At 58.5% G+C, this 20264-nt stretch carries 20 protein-coding genes and 1 pseudogene; 5 read left to right on the top strand and 16 right to left on the bottom strand.

Going from position 1 to position 20264, the window contains the following annotated elements; translation table 11 throughout:
* From AAAB35_RS02255 to AAAB35_RS02230, 6 genes are all read right to left on the bottom strand, one after another.
* A partial coding sequence (locus tag AAAB35_RS02255; protein WP_340666616.1) for an aldehyde dehydrogenase family protein occupies positions 1–517 on the bottom strand: 517 nt, incomplete at its 3' end.
* Positions 518–540: 23 nt separating this feature from the next.
* Entirely contained in the window at positions 541–1350 is an 810-nt protein-coding gene (locus tag AAAB35_RS02250) for an ABC transporter permease (protein ID WP_340666615.1), read from the bottom strand.
* Complete coding sequence (locus tag AAAB35_RS02245) at positions 1340–2293, bottom strand: ABC transporter permease (RefSeq protein WP_340666614.1); 954 nt, start codon at positions 2291–2293, stop codon at positions 1340–1342. The genes AAAB35_RS02250 and AAAB35_RS02245 overlap by 11 nt, the downstream gene beginning before the upstream one ends.
* Positions 2290–3291 (bottom strand): ABC transporter ATP-binding protein, encoded by a 1002-nt coding sequence (locus tag AAAB35_RS02240; RefSeq protein WP_340666613.1) that lies wholly within the window; start codon positions 3289–3291, stop codon positions 2290–2292. Before AAAB35_RS02240 ends, AAAB35_RS02245 begins: the two co-directional genes overlap by 4 nt.
* 143 nt (positions 3292–3434) lie before the next feature.
* Positions 3435–4595: an ABC transporter substrate-binding protein gene (locus AAAB35_RS02235; RefSeq protein ID WP_340666612.1), complete on the bottom strand. Its 1161-nt coding sequence runs from the start codon at positions 4593–4595 to the stop codon at positions 3435–3437.
* 130 nt (positions 4596–4725) lie between these two features.
* A complete protein-coding gene (locus AAAB35_RS02230; RefSeq protein WP_340666611.1) occupies positions 4726–5634 on the bottom strand; it encodes a LysR family transcriptional regulator in 909 nt (302 codons plus the stop codon).
* 582 nt (positions 5635–6216) lie between these two features.
* On the opposite strand from AAAB35_RS02230, the gene AAAB35_RS02225 reads away from it, so the two are divergent.
* Together AAAB35_RS02225 and AAAB35_RS02220 are read left to right on the top strand one after the other, a co-directional pair.
* A complete protein-coding gene (locus tag AAAB35_RS02225) occupies positions 6217–6867 on the top strand; it encodes an isoprenylcysteine carboxylmethyltransferase family protein (protein WP_340666610.1) in 651 nt (216 codons plus the stop codon).
* Between the two features lie 72 nt (positions 6868–6939).
* Positions 6940–7140, top strand: a pseudogene (locus AAAB35_RS02220) (SDR family NAD(P)-dependent oxidoreductase); the annotation flags it as partial.
* A 259-nt stretch (positions 7141–7399) separates the two neighbouring features.
* Here AAAB35_RS02220 and AAAB35_RS02215 read toward each other — a convergent pair.
* Positions 7400–8566, bottom strand: coding sequence for an ATP-binding protein (locus tag AAAB35_RS02215; protein WP_340666609.1), 1167 nt, complete (start codon positions 8564–8566; stop codon positions 7400–7402).
* Positions 8567–8812: 246 nt separating this feature from the next.
* Here AAAB35_RS02215 and AAAB35_RS02210 point away from each other — a divergent pair, with 246 nt between their 5' ends.
* On the top strand, positions 8813–9139 hold the full coding sequence (locus AAAB35_RS02210; protein ID WP_340666608.1) for a hypothetical protein: 327 nt from the start codon (positions 8813–8815) through the stop codon (positions 9137–9139).
* 288 nt (positions 9140–9427) lie between these two features.
* Here the strand turns inward: AAAB35_RS02210 and AAAB35_RS02205 are convergent, their stop codons facing one another.
* From AAAB35_RS02205 to AAAB35_RS02165, 9 genes are all read right to left on the bottom strand, one after another.
* Positions 9428–10573 (bottom strand): helix-turn-helix domain-containing protein, encoded by a 1146-nt coding sequence (locus tag AAAB35_RS02205; protein WP_340666607.1) that lies wholly within the window; start codon positions 10571–10573, stop codon positions 9428–9430.
* A 147-nt stretch (positions 10574–10720) separates the two neighbouring features.
* The gene (locus AAAB35_RS02200) at positions 10721–12034 is read right to left on the bottom strand and encodes an MFS transporter (protein WP_340666606.1); all 1314 of its coding nucleotides are present in this window, start codon (positions 12032–12034) and stop codon (positions 10721–10723) included.
* Positions 12024–13049, bottom strand: coding sequence for an AraC family transcriptional regulator (locus AAAB35_RS02195; protein WP_340666605.1), 1026 nt, complete (start codon positions 13047–13049; stop codon positions 12024–12026). The genes AAAB35_RS02200 and AAAB35_RS02195 overlap by 11 nt, the downstream gene beginning before the upstream one ends.
* Before the next feature lie 730 nt (positions 13050–13779).
* The gene (locus tag AAAB35_RS02190) at positions 13780–14097 is read right to left on the bottom strand and encodes a DUF982 domain-containing protein (RefSeq protein WP_340666604.1); all 318 of its coding nucleotides are present in this window, start codon (positions 14095–14097) and stop codon (positions 13780–13782) included.
* Between the two features lie 658 nt (positions 14098–14755).
* On the bottom strand, positions 14756–15178 hold the full coding sequence (locus AAAB35_RS02185) for a hypothetical protein (RefSeq protein ID WP_340666603.1): 423 nt from the start codon (positions 15176–15178) through the stop codon (positions 14756–14758).
* Complete coding sequence (locus AAAB35_RS02180; protein ID WP_340666602.1) at positions 15138–15395, bottom strand: hypothetical protein; 258 nt, start codon at positions 15393–15395, stop codon at positions 15138–15140. The genes AAAB35_RS02185 and AAAB35_RS02180 overlap by 41 nt, the downstream gene beginning before the upstream one ends.
* A 1013-nt stretch (positions 15396–16408) precedes the next feature.
* Positions 16409–17134 carry an alpha/beta hydrolase gene (locus AAAB35_RS02175; RefSeq protein ID WP_340666617.1) on the bottom strand — a complete coding sequence of 242 codons (726 nt, stop codon included), beginning with the start codon at positions 17132–17134 and terminating at the stop codon, positions 16409–16411.
* A gap of 244 nt (positions 17135–17378) precedes the next feature.
* Positions 17379–17648 carry a hypothetical protein gene (locus AAAB35_RS02170; protein ID WP_340666601.1) on the bottom strand — a complete coding sequence of 90 codons (270 nt, stop codon included), beginning with the start codon at positions 17646–17648 and terminating at the stop codon, positions 17379–17381.
* A 5-nt stretch (positions 17649–17653) separates the two neighbouring features.
* On the bottom strand, positions 17654–18448 hold the full coding sequence (locus AAAB35_RS02165; RefSeq protein WP_340666600.1) for a thioredoxin family protein: 795 nt from the start codon (positions 18446–18448) through the stop codon (positions 17654–17656).
* Positions 18449–18565: 117 nt separating this feature from the next.
* Between AAAB35_RS02165 and AAAB35_RS02160 the strand changes: the two genes are divergently transcribed.
* Both AAAB35_RS02160 and AAAB35_RS02155 read left to right on the top strand, forming a co-directional pair.
* Entirely contained in the window at positions 18566–19786 is a 1221-nt protein-coding gene (locus AAAB35_RS02160) for a helix-turn-helix domain-containing protein (RefSeq protein ID WP_340666599.1), read from the top strand.
* A gap of 9 nt (positions 19787–19795) precedes the next feature.
* Positions 19796–20264, top strand: a 469-nt coding sequence (locus AAAB35_RS02155) for a glutamine cyclotransferase (protein WP_340666598.1), incomplete at its 3' end; no start/stop codon positions are given.

The raw sequence follows: 20264 nt of genomic DNA, 5'->3' as shown, positions 1-20264 counted from the left end.
GCTTGAATACCACCGTATTGCCTCCGGCGAGGGCTGGGGCGAGTTTCCAGGCCATCATCATCAACGGATAGTTCCACGGGGCAATCGAGCCGACGATCCCGATGGCGTCGCGGCGGATCATCGATGTATGGCCCGGCAGATATTCGCCGGCGACCGGCGATGTCAGTGTTCGCACCGCCCCGGCGAAGAATCGCCAGCAATCGATGATTGCCGGCAACTCGTCGTTGCGCACGGCATTGATCGGCTTGCCGCAATTGAGCGCTTCAAGCGCGGCAAAATCATCGGCCTCCAATTCGATGGCATCGGCTATTTTCAACAGGTATCCCGAGCGCTCCGCCGGTGTCGTGCGCGACCAGCTTAAAAAGGCTTTCTCTGCTGCATCCACCGCGGCGTCGATCTGCCTGTGGGAGGCTTCGGCAAGATCAATGATGCTGGCGCCCGTTTTCGGATTGAGAATGTGCTCCTCCGTTTCCGTTCCAGATTCGAATTTTGCGCCGATGAGCAATTGCGTGTCCATGACATGTTCTCCCATAGTCTTGATCATTTGCCCGAACCGGCGATCTGATCGCCGTCGCGGGTGAGGTAATAGGCGGCCAGGATTGGCAGCAACGTCACGATGACCACCAGCATGGCGACGACGTTGGTGACAGGCCTTTGGCGCGGCCGAATGAGTTCCTGCAGCATCCAGATCGGCAGCGTTGATTGCTGGCCGCCAGTAAAAGTCGTCACGATCACTTCGTCGAAGGACAGTGCGAAGGCGAGCATGCCTCCGGCCAGCAAGGCTGTTCCGATATTCGGCAGGATGACATAGCGGAAAGTTTTGAAACCATTGGCTCCAAGATCCATCGACGCCTCCACCAGCGAGCCGGAAACGCGGCGAAAGCGCGCCACTGCATTGTTGTAGACGACGACAATGCAAAAGGTCGCGTGACCAAGGACAATGGTCCAGAACGAGAAGGGAATATCGGCAAGACTGAATGCCGAACGCAGCGCAATGCCGGTAATGATGCCGGGCAGGGCGATCGGCAGAATGACCAGCAGCGAGATCGTCTCGCGACCGAAGAAACGTGTCTGACTGACCGCTGCGGCGCAGAGCGTTCCAAGAATGAGCGCAACCATGGTCGAGATTGTCGCCACACGCACCGACAGGAAAAGTGCCTGCCAGACGTCAGGCCGTTCCCAGGTCACGGCAAACCATTTCAACGTGAGGCCGGGTGGTGGAAACTGGTAGCTCTTTTCTTCGCTCGTAAAGGCGTAAAGGAAGATCAGCAGTAGCGGCAAATGCAAAAACAGCAATCCGCAGGCGGCCGCAATCTTCAGTCCAAGGGGAGCCGGCCGGTCAGAGTGCATCGAAAGCCCCCATGCGTCGTGCCATCCACAGGTAAAAGCCCATGATGACGATGGGAACCACCGTAAACGCCGCGGCAAGCGGTATGTTGCCGGCCGTGCCCTGTTGCGCATAGACGGCCTGGCCTATGAACAGACGCGACGAGCCGACGATCTGCGGGATGATGTAATCCCCGAGCGTCAGCGAGAAGGTAAAGATCGAGCCGGCGACAATGCCCGGCAGGGCAAGCGGAAACAGGACATGGCGGAAGGTCTGTTGCGGCGTTGCGCCAAGATCGGACGACGCCTCGATGAGATTGGCAGGGACCCTTTCGAGCGCCGCCTGGATCGGCAGGATCATGAACGGCATCCAGACGTAGACAAAAACGATGAAAGTGCCCGAATAGCTGACCGACAGCGAATTGCCGCCAATGACCGGCAGCGACAGCCAGGCATCGAGCAACCAGAGCAGATTGAGCTGGGTCAGGAACCAGGTAAGAATGCCTTCCTTGGCAAGGATCAATTTCCAGGCATAGATCTTCACAAGATAGCTTGACCACAGCGGCAGCATCACGCCCAGATAGAAGAAGGCCTTCCATTTACCGCGTGCGTAGCGTGCGGCGTAATAGGCGATGGGAAAGGCGATGACGGCCGAGGCCAGCGTCACGATTGCCGCCATCAGCACCGTGCGGATGATGATGTCGAAATTGGCTTCGTTCAGGAGCTGGCCATAGGTGGCGAGCGTGAACTCGTAGTTGATCAGTCCGGAATAGTCGTCGATCGAAAAGAAGCTTTGCAACAGGAGTGCAAACAGCGAACCGAGATAAATAATGCCAAGCCACAGCAGTGGCGGGGCCAGCAGGATCGTTACAAGGATGTGCGGGTGCTTCCACAGAAAGTCGGAGATATGGCTCGCGAGGCTGCCGCGTTCGGCCATGATCGATCGTGGCTGCGCAATGGCGCTCATGACACCTGGTCCATCAAATGCAGGTCGGAAGGATCGAAACTTAACGTAACCGCATTGCCTTCAGCCGGGATGGCCGTTGCCGCAGGGCTCATCACGTTGATGCGCGTGCCATTGACATTGACAAGGACCCGGTTGGCTGCGCCAAGGAAACTACGCGACACGACCGTACCGTCGAGCACCAGCTTGCCATCACCGCCGCGACCAAGCGTAATTGCCTCCGGCCGCAAGCTGGCATATCGGCTCGCGGCGCCGAGTTGGCTGACAAATTCCGGTGGGAGCACGTTGGAGGAACCGACAAAATCGGCGACAAAACGTGTCTTTGGCTGTTTGTAGACCTCTTCCGGCGTGCCCAGTTGCTGGATTCGGCCATCATTGAAAACCGCAATGCGGTCGGCCATCGACAATGCCTCCCCCTGGTCGTGGGTAACGAAAACAAAGGTGATGCCAAGGGATTTCTGCAGGGACTTCAGTTCCTCCTGCATCTGCTCGCGAAGCTTAAGATCAAGGGCGCCGAGAGGTTCATCGAGGAGTAGAACCTTCGGCTTGTTGACCAGAGCGCGCGCGAGCGCCACGCGCTGGCGCTGGCCGCCCGATAGCTGCCCAGGGCGGCGGGCGCCATAGCCGGGGAGCTTGACCATTGCCAGAGCCTCTTCGGCTGCCTTGCGCCGTTCGTCCTTTGAAACACCCTTCACCATCAGCCCATAGGCGACATTGTCGAGGATATTAAGGTGCGGAAACAGCGCGTAGTCCTGAAAAACTGTGTTGACGGACCGCCTATAGGGTGGAACGCCTTCCGCGGTTTCCCCGAAAATCTCGATATGCCCGCTCGTCGGTTGCTCGAAGCCGGCCATCAGCCGCAGACACGTGGTTTTGCCTGATCCCGAGGGCCCGAGCATGGCAAAGAACTCGCCCTCGGCGACTGCAAGATCGACGGCGTCCACCGCACGAACCGCACCGAAATGGCGAGAGACGTTCTGGAATAGAACAGCAGTTGACATGGCCTTCCTCCAAACCGTTGGGTGCGGTCCGCCTGAAATTGCTCAATCGCATGCGGCGCTGCCGGCGACCGGCACAAGATGGTCCTGACGGTCGCACGGGTTCCATATCGGAACTGCGCACCAAACTTTTTGAGTGGCGAAACTCAACGCCCGCCGATGACGGCGATATAGTCCGAGACCCAGCGATTATAGGGAACGCACTGTCCCTGCGTTTCGCACTTGGCAACCGGCGTCTTCCAGAACTTGATCTTGGCGAAGTCGTTGTAACCATTATTGGCACAACCCTCGTCAGTCAGAAGCTCATTGCCCTTGCACGCCGCACCGACCGAAGGATTGGCGCCGAACCAGGCGGAGACGTCACCTTGCACCTTGGGCGAAAGCGAGTGTTCGATCCACATATAGGCGCAGTTCGGATGCTTGCTGTCGGCATGCAACATGGTGGTATCGGCCCATCCCGTAGTTCCTTCCTCGGGGAAGACCGAAGCGACCGGCTGCTTCTCGCCCTTGAGCAGGTTGACCTGGAAAGGCCAGGAACCGGACGCGACAACACCTTCATTCTTGAAATCGTCGACCTGAACCATCGCATCATGCCAATAGCGACCGGCGAGGGTCCGCTGAACGCGCAAGATGTCGAGCGCCGCCTTGTACTGGTCCTCGTTCAATTCGTAAGGGTCCTTGATACCGAGCTCGGGCTTGTGAAACATCAGGTAGTTGGCGGCATCGGCAATGTGGATCGGGCCGTCATAGGCCTGGATGCGGCCCTTGTTCGACTTGCCGTCCGGCAGGTTCATTTCCTCGAACACGACGTTCCAGCTCGTCGGCGCCTTATCCTTGAAGATATCGGTATTGTACATAAGGATATTCGGACCCCAGACATAGGGGACGCCGTAGTGGACACCATCGACCGTGTGCCAGGGCGCGTTCTGCATGCGCTCATCGATCGTCTTCCAGCTGGGAATGAGATCGGTGTTGATCGGCTGGACACGCTTGCCGGCGATCAGTCGCCGGGTCGAATCGCCCGATGCCGTCACGAGGTCAAAGCCGCCTTCATTCATCAACGCGACCATTTCGTCGGATGTAGCAGCGGTCTTGACCGTGACCTTGCACCCGGTGTCCTTTTCGAACCCCGTCACCCAGTCGTAGTTCTTGTCGGTGTCGCCGCGCTCGATGTAGCCCGGCCAAGCGACGATGGAGACTTCGCCTTCTCCCTTGCCAAGTTCCTTGAGCGCTTCCTGCGCCATGACCTGTGTCGCAAACACGAGTGAAAGGGTCAGTGCAGTACAGGATTTGAGTAGATGCTTCATGTTTGAATCTCCCCGATTCGGCCGCTGTTTTGCCGGCCATGTTCCCTGATTAGACAGTGCCCCCGTTTCACCGTATTCGCAAATTCATTTATGAGAAGGTAGATATCGGAATTTCCGATATAGGGCTACATCACCGGGTTCGGCCGCTGCGTAGGGCTTCGGCGATGCCGACAAAATCGCGCGCGGCCTGCGGCAGGCTTGATCCCTTGCGCCAGACCATGCCGACCTGCACTACCGGAAGGGCGCCTGAAACGTCGCGGCTCTCGATGCGGTCGCCTTCCAGCGACCACGGGCGATAGACGAGGTCGGGCAGAAGAGCAATGCCGGCGCCGGTCGCCACCAGGCTGCGCACGGCTTCCACCGACCGCGTGCGAAACGCCACGTGTGGGCGTGCGCCGAGCGCGGTCAAAAGCTTGCCGGTATTCTCCTCGATCTCATCGACGGTCAACATGATCAGCGGTTCTTTGGCAATATCGTTGATCGAGATGATGTCAGCGCTGACCAGCGGATGGCCGAGTGGCAGCCAAAGCCGGTACGGCGAGGTCTCGATAATCTCGGCCTGCAGCGCCATGCGGTCGCGCAGATTGGAAATCACCATGACGGCAACGTCGAGTTCGCCGCCGACCAGGAGATGTTCGAGATAGGAACCATTGTCCTCGATGGCGCTCACCTCGACGCCGGGACTGGCGCGGCGGAACCTGGCAAGCAGGTCCGACAGCACGTACCCTGCGACCAGCGACGTTACGCCAAGGTGAAGCTTGCCGGCCATCGTCGGTGCATCGTTCGAAAACGACCGGCGGGCATCGGAGACATCGGCTAGGATTTTCGTGGCATGACGCAGGAACTGGTGGCCGTTATAGGTGATGTCCAGACCCCGCGGATGCCGCTCGAAAAGTTCAACGCCAAGATCGCTTTCAAGCTCCTTCACCGCTTCGGTGATGGATGACTGCGAGATTGAAAGGTTTTGCGCCGCGCGCGTGACGGAGCCCTGCTCGGCGACCGCCACGAAATATTGCAATTGTCGCAGTGTGAATGCCATGTCTCGAGTTAATAGGCCAAGGTTGAAATGGCAAGCAACAGCTTAAAGGAACGGTCGCTTGAAGACCTGGTGGACGCCGGCACGAACCGAGGAGGACGGCACTTCCCACAGATATTCCGATTGGGCTGAGTCATGAATTCACGGAGGCTTGGCGCGCTCAATGGCAAACATTTCTCGGCCGCGAGCGCGTGGCCGCAGCACCGGAGATGTTCGCTGAAGTTATTCTCGCTCTCCGTCTGTTTCTACTTCCGCTTGTCGATGTTGAAAATGAAGAACAGAAATGGTGGCCGGGCGAGCCTTGGTCCAACAAAAACTCTCTGTAAAATGAGCTTTCAGATCATCGCATTAAAAGCTTCGGCAGTCGAATCCGTTGTCGACGCCCAATAAGTAATGGGCTATTGCCAAAAGTTCTAGCATGGGGCCTGCCCTAGCCGAAACGGGGTCCGCCGCCGGCTTTGACCGCGGCAATACGTGAGCGGAGCCGCAATTGGTTCGACCCTGATGCGAGCTTGCCGTTGAGCAAGAAGGACCAGGCAGATAAACTGCGCATCCCTTTGCGGCACTACGCTAGAGGACGGGTTCATGGTCGTCAGAGTAATATTCATCGTGGTTGCGACGGCCGCCTATCTCGCACTTGCCGTCCTGGGATGGGGTGGGCCTCAAGCGTTCTTTTCTCATCCGGCGCTCGCTGCGCTCGCAGTCGTTCTGTTCGCATTGGCGGGCGTTTCGATGTTTGCCGGCGGAAATCTCAGTTCCGGGGAGCGTGAAGATCGCGGCAATCGCTGGGTTCTCATTCCGCTGGGACTGATCGGACTATTGAATGGTTATCTGCCCGCCTATACGGATCGGATGGAGCTTTGGGTCATGGACGGCAATGCCGTTCGCTGGGTCGGTGTCGTCCTGTTTGCGCTCGGTGGGGCGCTACGGCTTTGGCCGGTCTTTGTGCTTGGCGAGCGGTTCAGTGGGCTTGTTGCCATTCAGCCTGGGCATACGCTGGTGACAACGGGTGTCTACAGCGTCATCCGCCACCCGAGCTATCTCGGGCTGTTGGTGAACGCGCTTGGATGGAGTCTTGCCTTTCGCTCCAGCATTGGTGTGTTGCTCACGGCATTCCTCATGCCGCCGATCATTGCACGCATTGGCTCCGAAGAGGCCCTGTTGCACGCCCAGTTCGGCGAGGCGTACCAGGACTATCGCGCCCGTACGGCGCGATTGATTCCAGGCTTTTACTGAACCGGGTTCACAGTTGTTGTTGCGCTCCAAAAGATCGGATATCGAGGCCGAGGCGGCCAAGCAATGCGGGTTTTGATGCCTCTTTCAGATTTCGCCACGCTCAAGACCGCAGAGTGGAACCGGATGGTCGACGTCAACATCAAGGGCGTCCTCAAGACGACCGCTGCTGTGCTGCCGTACATGACGAAGCAGGGCTCCGGCCACATCGTCAACACCTCGTCGATCGGGGGGCGCAAGGTATTCGCGGGCCTGACGGTTTACTGCGCGACGAAGCAGACGGGTGGATTTTATCGTGCCAATGTAGAGGTCGGCAATGTGTGCGGTCCGTTGCCAAAAAGTGTGCCATTACGCGAAAGTAGGCAGTGTACGCATTGGCCCCGTTTTAGTCATTCCCTCTTGGTATTTGCTGGTTACGCGATAGCTACCTTTGCGCGTTCTCGCAGCGGCGGCCCGGCAAGAGCTTGGAATGCACCCTTGGCGGACAGCAGCGACGTACGCCTTGCAGGCAACGAAGGTTGAAGGGAGCAACTTTTCAGTCGCCGTCGCGCAAAAGCGTTCCCGCTGTCGCAAGAGACATCGCAACAATGTCATCCTTGAGCGGATAGGTTTCCTGCCCGGGGTAGACAACAATACGCCTTTCAGGCCTAAGGTCTTCGCAAGCAAGGTAGAATCCTTTTTCGACTTTGGGTGTCAGACTCCGCTTGACTTCAATGGCCCATGGACGGCCACCTGGACGCGTCAGGAGCAGGTCAATTTCTGCGCCGGCCGCGGTTCTATAGAAATTCGCCTGCATACCGTCTGGAGCGGCTGCAATCAGCGTTTCAATGACAAATCCTTCCCAACTTGCGCCAACCACCGGATGACTAAGCAACTGTTCCTCGGTAGAAAGTCCCAGCAGCGTGTGGGTGATCCCGCTGTCGCGAACATAGATGCGGGGCGACTTCACCAGGCGTTTGCCGAGGCTGGCATGCCAAGGTTCAAGCCGACGCACGAGCAAGAGATCAACCAGCAGGTCGAGATAAGAGGCGACGGTTTTGCCATCAACGCCAAGTGCGCGGGCAAAATCGGCCGCATTCAGAAGACTGGATTGGTGGTGCGCGAGCATAGTCCAAAAACGCCTGAGCGTTTCGGCTGGAATTCTTGGCCCGAGCTGGGGGATGTCTCGTTCCAAGTACGCGCGAATGAAATCCTGTCGCCAGCGTTGGCTTGCCCTATCGCTGGGGGCCAGGAAGCTATCGGGGAACCCGCCGCGAAGCCATAGTGTATTGCGTTCCGCTTCTGCGACCTCGAGGCCATCGATCGGATGCATCTCGAGATAGGCTATTCGGCCCGCCAGTGTCTCCCCTGACTGTTTCAACAGCTCGATGGACGCTGATCCAAGCAGCAGGAACTGACCGGCTCTTCGGCCGGATCGCCTGCCACGATCTATAAGACCTCGGAGGTTCTGGAATAGGTTCGGCAGACGGTGTACTTCATCGAGGATGACCAACTTATCCCTGTGCTGACTTAAATAGAGTTCTGGCTCGCTAAGCTTGGCTCGATCAGTATCGGACTCCAGATCCAGATAGATCGACGGTCGGGTCTGGCTGATGTCGAGCGCCAGCGTTGTCTTGCCCACCTGTCGCGGGCCGATGAGAGCTACGGCAGGTCGAGAGTCGATCAGGTCCTTCAGTTCACGTTCAATTCTACGCGTAATCATCCTTGTATTTATGGAGCGTGATTCCACATTTGCAAGGAAAAACTGGCGGCTACCACGGATGAGCGTGTGCTTGTGATCGGCTTCGGCAATTCGGGCGGCGAGATTGCGCTAGACCTCGCCCTGCCGGCGTTGATGTAACGCTTGCGGTGCGCCTGGTCGATTTCATCAACGCGCCGATCCTGCGTCTGGCCGTTGGCAAATACCGAAAAACGCGGACTGCGCCGTGCCGCGAAGGGGCCGCCTCAGATGGTCGAGGGCGATGGGCACATTCTGCTGATCGATATCGGCACACTCGCCAGAATCAGGGATGGTTCGATCGCGGTGCGTAGCGGCATTGATCGTTTCACCGCCCAAGGCGTCATCTTCACAGATGAGCTCAGTGAAAAATTCGACGCTGTAATCCTTGCGACCGGCTTCCGGCCCGACTTGCGGCGATTGATCGTCGACGTAAGACGGCGCATTCGATCAACATGGGATGCCGCTCGCGACGGGGCGGGCAACGCGGGCGCCCGGGCTTTACTTCTGCGGCCAGGCCACGTTGCCGACGGGGCAGCTGCGGGAGATCGCAATTGAGGGGCACCGAATTGCTCAAAGCGCGAAAGCTTTCGCGACAAAGTAGTGTCGTTCACTTCTTCACCAGATGGACGTTGCCAGGCAGCGACGAGATCTGTCGGGCCGTAAGAATCAAGTGGGTGTCACCAAGACCAAGGGTAAATGCCAGCGGTGACGACGGTTCCGGCGAGCGCTGCTGCGCCCCCGTCCGAGTCTGGTTTTATTGTGCGATTTCAGGCTTTATCCTGGCAGTTGGAAGGATGGATAGGTCCGCGGAGGTTGTCTTTTGCAAGGATGTGCAGGTGCAGATCAGCCGTGAAGTCTGCGCAAGAGGAGCCCCAACCGCTGCTCCGGCGGGCTCAAGGTAATATCCGTGCCTTTATGCCGCGCCACGGCTCGAAAACCACGGTCTCGCACGCGTGCCTCGCTCGGCGTATAGCCAAACGCGCGTTTGAAGGCGCGGCTGAATTCGGCGCCGTCGCTGAAACAGCGCTCTTCGGCGATCTCGATAATGCGCCGGTTCTCGGTCGGGTCCGTAAGTGCCGCGTGCGCATCAAGCAGTCGCCGATGCTGAACATAGTGCATGACACCGCCAAATGGTTCGAACATCCGGTAAAGACCGGTGCGCGAGATCGCAAGGTCGCGCCGCAAGGCTTCGGCATTGAAGGACGGGTCAAAGAGCCTTGCCTCGATGATGCGTCGCGCCCGTTCAAGCAGCACGCGGACCATTGGCGCTTGCGCCGCTTGGACATAATCGCGGGAGGGCAGAACACAGGCAAGGATCATGGCGCGTGTGGCGGCGACAAGTTCAGGCAGGTTCGCCGCGTCGATGAGAGGCAGCCGCTTGGCAAGGCCGATGAAGTAGTCGGCAAGAAGCCGTCCCATCCCGGTATCGATCGCAGAAGATTCGGCGCCGCCGAGGGCATGAGCAACTTCAACGCAGAAGTCGCGGGGGACGAACAGCGTCAATATTTCCCCGGCCATCACCTGGCCCGCAAACGCGTTTGCCAGCGCATGGACCTGAATTATGCCCGCGCCGCTGTCAAAACCGCCGGATACGAAATGCGTGCCGATGCCGCCGTCAAGGGGAAGCGTCACCGCCCAATGATCGATCGGGTTCTGGCACATATCGCCGGCACTGACAAAACGCACCGGTTCGCTCCTGATGCGGGCGAAGACGAGAGAGCCGAGATCAAAGACCATCTGCCTTCCCTTAAAGCCCTGTGCGCTGTTGCAAGGCGCTTCGATGTCAAGGATAGGCGAGAAGCTTCGGCGCCAGGCTCCGAACTGGCGTTCCGTCGGCAGTTCACGCGTATCAAATTCGAATGCGGGAATGCGCGTGTGCAAAGGTGCGCCGCAAAAGCCGACAAGCGGACTTTGCGTGAGGCCGGCAATAAGGCTGGCGGAGGCGGTCTCCGGCAGGGCATGGGGATTGGTTGCATTCTCGTATCCCATTGCGTCATGTCCCCCTGGCAACGCAGCGTTTCGAGCAATTCTTTCCCTATCAACGACAAGAACTTTTCGCCCTCAGAGCATGGGCGGTAAAGGCGGGCCGGAGAATTCGATACAGCGCCGTGCCAAATTGCAACGTCGGGATGCGCGTTACTTGATTGACATTGTGGCGCTTTCCGCACTCTTAAGGACGACGAAGAGGCTGATAAGCGCCGCGCTAACGACGTAGAGCGTCGGCGCATAAGGACTTCCTGTAACGCTGATCAACCAGTCGCCGATGAAGGGGGCAAAGCCGCCAAAAAGCGCGGCGGCAAATGCGTAGGATGTTGCCGACAGCCGTGCGCGGTTTTGCGTGGGAAAGAGCTCGGCCATGAATGCCGGGGCGGGGCCCGAGTAGAGGGCGATGGCGAGGCCAAAGACAAGCTGGACGCCGACCATGATCGCAAAGCTTCTCGTGGCAAGGATCAGCCACAGCGCGGGCAATGTCATCAATGCAATCATCGCGCATGACGCAATCAGAAACGGCCGGCGTCCAAATCGATCCGACAACAGGCCGACGATGGGAACGAGCGTTGCGATCGTCAAAAGGCATATGGTGTTGGACCAGGCCGCCAGAGCCGGGGCAAGACCCGCGTGCACCCGCGCATAGATCGGAAGATAGACAAGGAACATGTAAAAGCAGACCGTCCAATGGATGGTGAGGCCAAATGCGACGAGACCCCGCCGTAAATCCGAACGCGCAATGGGCGGGCTGCTGCGGGTCCTGGAAACCGTGCGCCGCAGCGTGCGGTAGGCCGGGGTCTCATCGACGCTCGCGCGTATAAAACGGCCAATCACGCCGAGCAATCCACCGATCAGGAACGGTATCCGCCATCCCCATGCGGCCATGTCGTCGGGCGACAGCAATGAGATGAGAATAGCGGCAATTGCGCTGGCAAGAAGGCTGCCGAGCGCCACGGTCATTGAAAGAAAACTGCTGAAATAGCCACGCCGTCCAGGTGGGGACCACTCTGAAAGGAAGGAAATAGCCACACCGAGTTCCCCGCCAGCGGAAAATCCCTGCAGGAGGCGCGCGAGCAGCAAAAGGATCGGTGCGACCATGCCGATCATTGCGTAAGGCGGCAGCAGGGCGATCATCAACGTGCCGACCGTCATCGTAACGATTGAAAGGAGGAATGCCGGTTTTCGGCCATGGGTGTCGCCGACCCAACCGATCGCGACGGCGCCAAGCGGCCGCAACAAGAATCCGACCCCGAAGACCGCGAAGGTTTCCAGCAAGGCCGTGTGCGCGTCACCGCTGCGAAAGAATGCACGGGCGATATAACTTGCCAGGATACCGTAGGTTATAAAGTCAAACCACTCCAGCGTGTTGCCGAAGAACGTCGCAACGAGGGCGCGCATACGGGCGCGCTCGATGCCTGCAGCTGGCAACGCCGAAAGGGCCGTGTCGGCCTCAGTCGCCATGCTGGGCATCGGCCGCAAACGCTATCGGGCCCGAGGAAGCGATTGCCACATTTCGGTCGTTCTTGACGAGCGAAGGGGCATGACCAAAATGCTCGCTGAAGGCGCGCGAGAAGCTGGCATAGCCGCCATAGCCGACCCGCCTTGCAACCTCGCTGATCGACATACTGCTGTTGCGCAGGAAATTCTGTGCTTCCTCCATGCGAAGGTTGAGGCAGAAGGCATGGGGCGTCACCCCGAAATTGTCGACAAAACCGCTGACGAGCACATTGCGGTTCACCCCGACGCGGACCGCAAGCTGTTCGAGCGTTGGGGGCCGGTGCAGTTCGCGCCCGTAGATTGCTGCCGCGGCTTCAATGGCATGAAATACACTCGGTGCCTGGGCGACCCGTGTCCGTGAGGGAAGCATACTGTTGAGCTGATAAACAATGTCGCAGATTATTTCGGTGGCCTTGTTGGTGAAATAGATGCTGCGCAATGGCTCCTGATATTTGCAGGAAAGGATCTGTTCGCTCGAAATGCGAACCGAACTCACTGCCGGGACCTTCATCGCCTGAACCATGCCAAGGTCGGACGCAAAAATGGGACGATAGGCAGCAGGAATGCGGTCAAGGTTGAGGCCGAAATGTTCGACAAGGTAGGGCCGCTCGACGACGATCAGTATACCCCGCAACCGTTCGCCAGCCCGCGCTTCAGTAATTGATCTCGGGAAGTTGGTAATCTGGATCGAGGCGGAATCGACAGTATCGACATAATCGCCGGCAAGCCGACTATAAGCGCCGGTAAGAATAATCTGGATGCAGACAAAGTTCTTTCGCGATGTATCGATGGCGTAGGGCTGCACGGCCTCGAAATCGAGGATGTGCAGCAAGGTTGAATCGTTAATTCGCCGGTATTGGTGGTGTTTCGTCTTGAAGATATCTTCGGTGGGACCCCACGCTTCGCTGCTGCGGATGACGGGTCTGTTGCGCAATTCGGCCTGAATGGTCCTGAAATCAAGTTCTAGTGTCTTGCGCATGCGCCCCCTAAGAAAAGGTCTTTGGTCGCTTCCTGTTGTTGCTCGAACACAACAAGAAATTGTATCGTGTTGCTATTGATACGGCGACAGCCGGAACGATAAATCAAGGATTAATTGCCATTGTCACCTAAGCAATTGTTCTTATTCACAATTCTGAACTATACCAAGCCACTAACAGAGGGCTGACGACTAACAAAGGGCTAAAGGGAGCGGGTAGATTTGGGCTGGCGGCGCGCTGCTGCTCACGGCCCAGACACGGGCGTGTGTCGATCGAGAATCGCAGGCGGCACGCGCGACAATTCCTGCCTGCCAACTTGGTTCCCGATAATCTTAACGCTCAGGCCCTTACGCGGATAGCCAGTAGCGTGACCAATTTGACCCAAATCGTTCCATCTCAGCATGACGTCGTACGTCTTGCTGCTTGGCGAACGGGAGATGCTCAAAACGTACATGAAAGGAAATGACAGACTAAAGCTTGTCATCGACCTTTTTCAAAAAAGAGCCCCTTCAAAAATCACGCAGCGCATTAGACGCCCAAGATTGACTATCACCCGAAATTAACGAGGGATGTCCCGCAAAGGAACGAACGGCCGTCAAGCGCTATGGGAAAACCGTCAATGAGGTCAGGGGTCAGAAGATACTTTCTTCAGTACCTTTATGATCACCATGTTGGATGATTTCGCCGTTGGCAATTTGGGTCCCGGCACTGGCACCAACTGTTGAAGATTGCTCACTGCCTTCGCCGTGAGGCTGTCTTTTGCCAGCGTTGCAGCTTGCCGATTGGTGCTGGCCGCGACTGTGCCTCAACAAAGATATTTGCTTCTCTTGCTGCTTCAACGAATGCAACCCGGGCGACTGCCGCCGAGCATTCGCCTTGAAGACACTTTCGGACAATTGCCCTGGCCATTGATAGCTTCGACCCCTCTTCGGCCGGCCACTCCTGCGACAGAAATTTCGCCGCGTCAAAAGCCGATCCGATACCAAGCATCTCGCCCGGCTGGATGGTGAGGACCGTTACCGTCTGGAAGGGCTTGTGATTTTCGCTCATTGTATGACCAGTAAATCACAGCGTCATTTGGGGTACTAGTACGTAAAAAAAACCCGCCGCTGGGAATGGTGTTCCGCGCAACGACGGGTCAGGGGTTTTACCAATCGGTACGGGTATGGAACACGATTGGGATAGCAAGTATGAAGCAATAAGCGGCTCGCCACAATCAGGCGTTTCCCCTAGGTGAGCGTGTATTTCCATGGGGCCTGCATATTTAGTTAACCATGCCAACAGCGTCCGCTTGCATGGCAAGATATTTGGATCAAAGTGAACCAACGCCGGACGCAAACCCAACTTTTCGGGGCAAGGCCAACACCGTGTGTGTCCGGCGCCATGCCTTACGTTGAATGCGGGCGAGTGCTCCTGCCTTCAAGGCCGAGATCATCTTAGGCCGTTGGACCGCTTTCCTTGAGATAACGCAACTGGATGGAGCGCTGATCTGGAACCCATTCCTGCGGATCGGTATCGGGGCTCGCTTCGATGAATTGACGAAGCTGATTTGCGGACCAACATGATCGCTTCCCAGCGCGATGGGCGAGTTTCGGTCGCCCCGAGACCATGGCGCGCGAGAACAGCTGCGCACGGAATTGAATGACCGGTTTGGGGTCTGGCGCGCACCATCGGTCGGATGGCCCCTCGCAGGAGGGGCCAATTTCAATTACTGGTTGCCGTGACCACCGCCACCGCTGTTGTTACCGCCGCCGTTGCCTTCGTTGCCGGTACCATTGCCGCCACCGTTGCCAACGCCGACGCCACAGTTTCCGCCGCCGTTGCAGCCATGGGCCGGAGGAGTTGCGTCTGGGGTCTGGTCGCCAGTCTCGGCTTCGGGCTCGCCCTTGTTGTCTGGAACGTCTTTGTTCGGCTCCTTTTCGCTTACAGTGGACTGGCCGATGCCACCGGTCGTGATGTTGTCCTTAGCGTCTTCACCCTTGGCCGGACTACTTGGTGCAGGCGTGCTCGACGCTGGGGCACTCGGTGACGGCGTGTTGGATGCCGTGTTATTCGAACGTGACGGCGTGTTGCTGACAGCAGCACGTGCTTCAGACGCGGCGCCCTGATACGCTTGATATGCCTGTGGCATTCGATGCAGCAGGAGCAGACGCGGCGGCAGCAGGGGCGCTGCGTGCTACACCCTGCGAACGTGCGCCGCCATCATTGCGGAACGAGTTCTGCTTGGCGATCGCGGCGCATGACTGGTTGAACCAAATCTGCGATAGGTTGCGTGAGCAGGTCTGAGCGGCCATAGCTGGGGCAGACACGCTGGCGAACAGGACGCCAAGCACGACGAGTTTCTTCACGATATTTTTCTTTGGCGATGGAGTTCCGAGGTTTGGCCTGCGGTGTTGGTCCATGTTTAATCGGAGCACGATTACTCCACTGTCCCCACGCGATGCGGGACAGTGGAACAATCAAGCGGGGGGTTCCTGCATGAGGGGCCCGTACTTGGTTAAGCTGCTTGCTCTTGAATTAACTTCTTCATTCGGTTGGTGGGGCGCAGATCGCTCAATTCCACAAATGAGCGCCAGTGAGGCCGAATGGCCCTTTCTTTCCAACCGTGCGGGAGTTCTCTAGCAGTTCCAACAAATTCGCGCTTGCGTGGCTGCCAATCTTATGTGTTAGGACCCAATCGGGCTTGGTCAGCCTTCGAACCGCAATTTGGCTATTTGGCCAGTCCGATGTACCAGTGCTCAATACCGCAGGGACTTGGTGCAGCCTGTAATCACTTGCTGCGATTTCTTTAGTTCCGATAGTTCGCAACGGATGTAGACATCATAGACATACCCGCCCTTCGCCACAGCTTGGTTGAGCCAGCAGGCGGCAGGGTTCGGCGGGCGCCACGATGCTCCAGCATGGCGCATGCCGTTCCCCAACCCGAGGCGGGACGACCGTGCGAACGAGGATAAAGGACCGGCATCAACTTCGCATCCAGACGAACCCGACACTACTGCAAGTTAGGCATGGGGTTTCGCGGTCGAAAGGGCCTGCGGCAAAGCCAGCAATAGCGGTTATCAAAGCGAAGGCCGCTATGCGCCGTCGCCATAGATCGGAGTTCGGCTGCCGCCCACGCACCATCAATCAGCACATTCTGCGCGATCCAGCTGTACGGCCTCGGGTAGGAACGTGCCTGCAATGAAGTCATTCTGCGTAAGGTAACGGCCGGCAAACGGATGCGTGCCCTCGACCGTCCAGTCAACGTTCTCGGTGCGCGAACTGCGCGGTGACGTCCTGCTTTTACATCGTAACTTATCCTCTAACCCGCGTGATCCTTCTTGCCTATCCGACGCTTCAAATGCTTCGCCACCGAGCTTGATCACTTCTCGGGCTGACCTGCAGCTGCAAGGATAAGCTGCGCGACCGCAAGGGGCTGCGAAATCAAAGATACGTGGCTCGCATCGAGCTCTACCGTGGTCGCACCCATGCGCTTTGCCATGAAACGTTCAAGATCCGGATCGATCGTCCGGTCGTTTTTTGAAACGGCATACCAGCTCGGTTTCGACCGCCAGGCAGCAACGGTGGTCTTCGCATTGAAAAGCGTGTCGGAAATACGCCCCTGCACGGCGTAGAGGGCTTTTGCCTTTGGGGCAGGCAGATCTCCCGCGAAGTCCCTTATGAAGGCCGCCTCGCTCAGCTGCGCGAAGCCCCCGGCATGAACGAGACCGCTGCTTGCCGGAGGCTTGGGATAGGTTGCGGCAAGTGCGGTGTAGTCTTCGCCGGCATCGGGCGCACGTGCTGCGACATAGACCAGCGCTGTGACCTTTGGATCGACGCCGGTTTCGGTAATGATCATGCCGGCATAGGAGTGACCGACAAGCACCGTCGGCCCATCCAACAGCGCCAGGATACGTTTGGTCGCCTCGACGTCATCGGCAAAGGACGTCAATGGATTTTGGACCGCCATCACATTGAGGCCAGCTTCCTGCAAATACGGAATGACAGCCAGCCAGCAGGAGGCGTCGGCATAGGCCCCATGAACAAGGACGGCGTTTTTGGCAAGGGGCAGGGAGTCCGCATACCCTATTCGGGGCAGGAGGGTCATCGTTGCGCTTGCAACCAGACCCGCGGTAAATGAACGTCTGTCAAGGAGGGTCACAACTGTCTCCTAACTGAATGTCTCGAACGGTCTTCCGATATCTTGCTGCGCAATGGTGGCTATCTGCGCATTTCACGCAAGAGCTGTCCCATCGTCAACCGTTATCTCCGGCGCATGCGCAAACGCGAAGCATCGGGACCCGGAAATCAATGGCAACGGACACGATTGCAGGCCGGCGCGCCGTCATTAGTCAAAAGATCCCATGTCTGGAAATGAGCCGCAGCCAGGGCGGCAGGTGAAAGGCGCTCATGATGAGGTACATTGTCACCATGCCGTCGAGCGTAAATACCCCTTGCGCAGAAGCGCAGACCATGTCGGCTCCGCCACGGGAGGCGGTCAGAAATGCCATCATGGCGAAAGTTGGCGTAGCAGCGAGGCCAAGCCAACCGGCAATGTCCGCCGCATGGCCGCAGGTTTTTTCCAGCGGTCCGCTTTTCTTCATCGGATCGGACGACAGCATGATTGTCACCGCTGACCATATTCGTCGTTAAGACGCCACCATATGCCATGCTCGTTGCGGCCCCTGGGCGCCCTGTCGAGCCACTGATACATCGCCCAGATACTGTCAACGCCCCGCGAATAGCTTGAATAGGTGTGATAGACACAACCATCTTCGAGCACGAAGGCGCTGAGACCGGGCCGGTCGCGCGTATAGGTCGCGACGTCGGTTCCGGTCATGAGGGCCATCAGGGCAACGGGCGCTTGGCTTTCGCGCAGTTGCCCCTCTGGAACCGTCTCGGCCGTGATGGCCGCTGCCGGCGGTTCGCGGCGATAATTATAGACAATATCCCCCTCACGCTGCTGGTCCTCGGTAAACCAGACACTGAAGTCCCCGTTGAAATCGCCAGCCGAAGAGGAGGCCCAGTCGAAGCTCCAGCCCATGCGCTGCTTGAACGCCTGCAACTTGACGAGCGGGGCACGTGATACCGCCGTAAAGGCGACATCATGGTTCTCAAGATGAACCACCGTGCCATTGAAGCCATCGGCAATCGCCGAGCAGGAAGGGCAGCCAGCCCTGTACTCGGGCCCGAACATGAAGTGGTAGACGAGAAGCTGCGAGCGGCCCTTGAAAAGGTCGATGAGCAAGGCACTGCCATTGTCGGTCTCGAAGCGGTATTCTTTGTCGATCCGCACCCAGGGCAGCGCCTGACGCTGCTGTGCGATCGCGTCGCTACGCCGTGTCAGTTCTTTCTCCTTTAAAAGCAGCTCAAGCCGCGCAGCAAGCCATTGCTCGCGCGTACCTACCCTGTGCATGGTCATTGTACTTCTCCTTGTGCCTTTTCTTGTCGTACCATTCCCGGTGCGTACTTTGCGTGGTGGTGCATAGACTAAGGATGCGTCGCGGATGGCGGGAGTGACAAGTTTGACGGGATTTCCATGGACTCGATGATCACCGCCGCTGCACGGATGCTTGCTACCGGAGATTTCCTCGGCGCACTTAAAAGGGTTGCGCTGCGTGACGACGGGCCCGCGCTTGCGCTGCGCGGTATCGCCATGGCGCAGCTCGGTGATCTTGCGCGCGCAAGAGCGCTCCTTAAGATGGCGGCGCGCGCCTTCGGTCCAAGGGAGGCCGTGGCAAGGGCGCGTTGCATCGTTGCCGAAGCCGAGATTGCGCTCGTCTCGCGGGACCTTGCCTGGCCTGTCAGGACACTCGCCGGCGCACGGGTGGTTCTTGAGGCTCATGGCGACCGGTTGAATGCCGCGCATGCGCGCCACGTCGAAGTCCGGCGCCTGCTTTTGATCGGTCATCTCGATGAGGCCGAGCGTCTGCTTGGCGAACCGGATGCGACACGGCTTCCACCACCCTTGAAAGCCGCCTACGAGCTGGTCATTGCCGGGATCGCCGTTCGGCGCCTTAAGACGGGGCTGGCGGGCGCTGCCCTCTGCCGGGCGGAAGGTGCGGCGCGGCAAGCAGGTATTCCGGCACTTTCCGCCGAAGTCGAGCGCGCGTCGCAGGCGCTGAAGATGCCCGCGGCACGCCTGGTTGCGCGGGGCGAGGAACGTTTACTACTTTTAAATGACGTTGAGGCGCTGTTCGCCTCGGGGGTGCTCGTGGTCGATGCCTGCCGCTATGCGGTACGCGATGCAAATGGGATCGTCTCGCTCACCACACGGCCGGTCCTGTTCGCGCTCGCCCGCGCCCTCGGTGCGAACTGGCCGGGCGATGTCTCGCGGCGTACTCTTGTCGCCTGCGCATTTGGTGGCAAGGATGCCGATGAATCGCACCGGGTCCGCCTGCGCGTCGAGATCGGACGGCTTCGCACGGCGCTTGGCCCATTGGCCGATGTGAAGGCCACCCATGCAGGCTTCGTGCTCCTGCCGCGCCGTGCGGGCACGGTCGTCATCCTTACACCCCCTGTCGAGGCGCAACATGGATCGCTGCTCGCCTTGCTTGCCGACGGCGAAGCCTGGTCAAGCTCGGCCCTTTCGATCGCGCTCGGCACAAGCCCTCGCACCGTGCAACGTGCCCTTGATGCATTGGCGGCGGACGGCAAGGTGCAGGCCTTTGGGCGCGGGCCGGCACGCCGCTGGACGGTTCCCTCCATTCCGGGGTTTCCGTCAACTTTGTTACTCCCCGGACCACTGATGAGCAATTAGGATAGGCGCATGAAACATTCCCAGGCTGACATTCTTCGTTTATATGGACCCTTTGCCGGCGTCGACCGCGTGCATGGCGTCACCTATGACGGTGAACACGTCTGGTTTGCGTCGGGAGACAGACTCAACGCCATTGATCCGGCAGATGGAAAGATCGTGCGCTCGATTGATGTCGCCGCCCACGCCGGAACCGCTTTCGACGGCAGGTATCTTTTCCAGATTGCCGAAGATCGCATCCAGAAGGTTGATCCGAAGACGGGCGAGGTGATCTCGACGATACCGGCACCGGGCCAAGGCGGCGATTCCGGCCTTGCCTGGGCTGAAGGGACGCTTTGGGTAGGACAGCATCGGGGCCGCACGATCCATCAGATCGATCCCGAAACCGGGGCAATTTTGCGCACCATCGAATCCAACCGCTTTGTTACTGGCGTGACGTGGGTTGATGGCGAGCTTTGGCACGGGACCTGGGAGGGCGAGG

This window comes from Phyllobacterium sp. (assembly GCF_037994425.1).
Classification (GTDB): Bacteria; Pseudomonadota; Alphaproteobacteria; order Rhizobiales; family Rhizobiaceae; genus Phyllobacterium.
This window is presented reverse-complemented; position numbering and strand designations above follow the sequence as displayed.

Excerpts from the sequence above, each read along its gene's own strand:
- AAAB35_RS02250 (WP_340666615.1), bottom strand. The coding sequence starts at position 1,350 with ATGCACTCTGACCGGCCGGCTCCCCTTGGACTGAAGATTGCGGCCGCC.
- AAAB35_RS02245 (WP_340666614.1), bottom strand. The coding sequence starts at position 2,293 with ATGAGCGCCATTGCGCAGCCACGATCGATCATGGCCGAACGCGGCAGC.
- AAAB35_RS02240 (WP_340666613.1), bottom strand. The coding sequence starts at position 3,291 with ATGTCAACTGCTGTTCTATTCCAGAACGTCTCTCGCCATTTCGGTGCG.
- AAAB35_RS02235 (WP_340666612.1), bottom strand. The coding sequence starts at position 4,595 with ATGAAGCATCTACTCAAATCCTGTACTGCACTGACCCTTTCACTCGTG.
- AAAB35_RS02230 (WP_340666611.1), bottom strand. The coding sequence starts at position 5,634 with ATGGCATTCACACTGCGACAATTGCAATATTTCGTGGCGGTCGCCGAG.
- AAAB35_RS02225 (WP_340666610.1), top strand. The coding sequence starts at position 6,217 with ATGGTCGTCAGAGTAATATTCATCGTGGTTGCGACGGCCGCCTATCTC.
- AAAB35_RS02215 (WP_340666609.1), bottom strand. The coding sequence starts at position 8,566 with ATGATTACGCGTAGAATTGAACGTGAACTGAAGGACCTGATCGACTCT.
- AAAB35_RS02210 (WP_340666608.1), top strand. The coding sequence starts at position 8,813 with ATGGTCGAGGGCGATGGGCACATTCTGCTGATCGATATCGGCACACTC.
- AAAB35_RS02205 (WP_340666607.1), bottom strand. The coding sequence starts at position 10,573 with ATGGGATACGAGAATGCAACCAATCCCCATGCCCTGCCGGAGACCGCC.
- AAAB35_RS02200 (WP_340666606.1), bottom strand. The coding sequence starts at position 12,034 with ATGGCGACTGAGGCCGACACGGCCCTTTCGGCGTTGCCAGCTGCAGGC.
- AAAB35_RS02195 (WP_340666605.1), bottom strand. The coding sequence starts at position 13,049 with ATGCGCAAGACACTAGAACTTGATTTCAGGACCATTCAGGCCGAATTG.
- AAAB35_RS02190 (WP_340666604.1), bottom strand. The coding sequence starts at position 14,097 with ATGAGCGAAAATCACAAGCCCTTCCAGACGGTAACGGTCCTCACCATC.
- AAAB35_RS02185 (WP_340666603.1), bottom strand. The coding sequence starts at position 15,178 with ATGCCACAGGCATATCAAGCGTATCAGGGCGCCGCGTCTGAAGCACGT.
- AAAB35_RS02175 (WP_340666617.1), bottom strand. The coding sequence starts at position 17,134 with ATGACCCTCCTGCCCCGAATAGGGTATGCGGACTCCCTGCCCCTTGCC.
- AAAB35_RS02170 (WP_340666601.1), bottom strand. The coding sequence starts at position 17,648 with ATGCTGTCGTCCGATCCGATGAAGAAAAGCGGACCGCTGGAAAAAACC.
- AAAB35_RS02165 (WP_340666600.1), bottom strand. The coding sequence starts at position 18,448 with ATGACCATGCACAGGGTAGGTACGCGCGAGCAATGGCTTGCTGCGCGG.
- AAAB35_RS02160 (WP_340666599.1), top strand. The coding sequence starts at position 18,566 with ATGGACTCGATGATCACCGCCGCTGCACGGATGCTTGCTACCGGAGAT.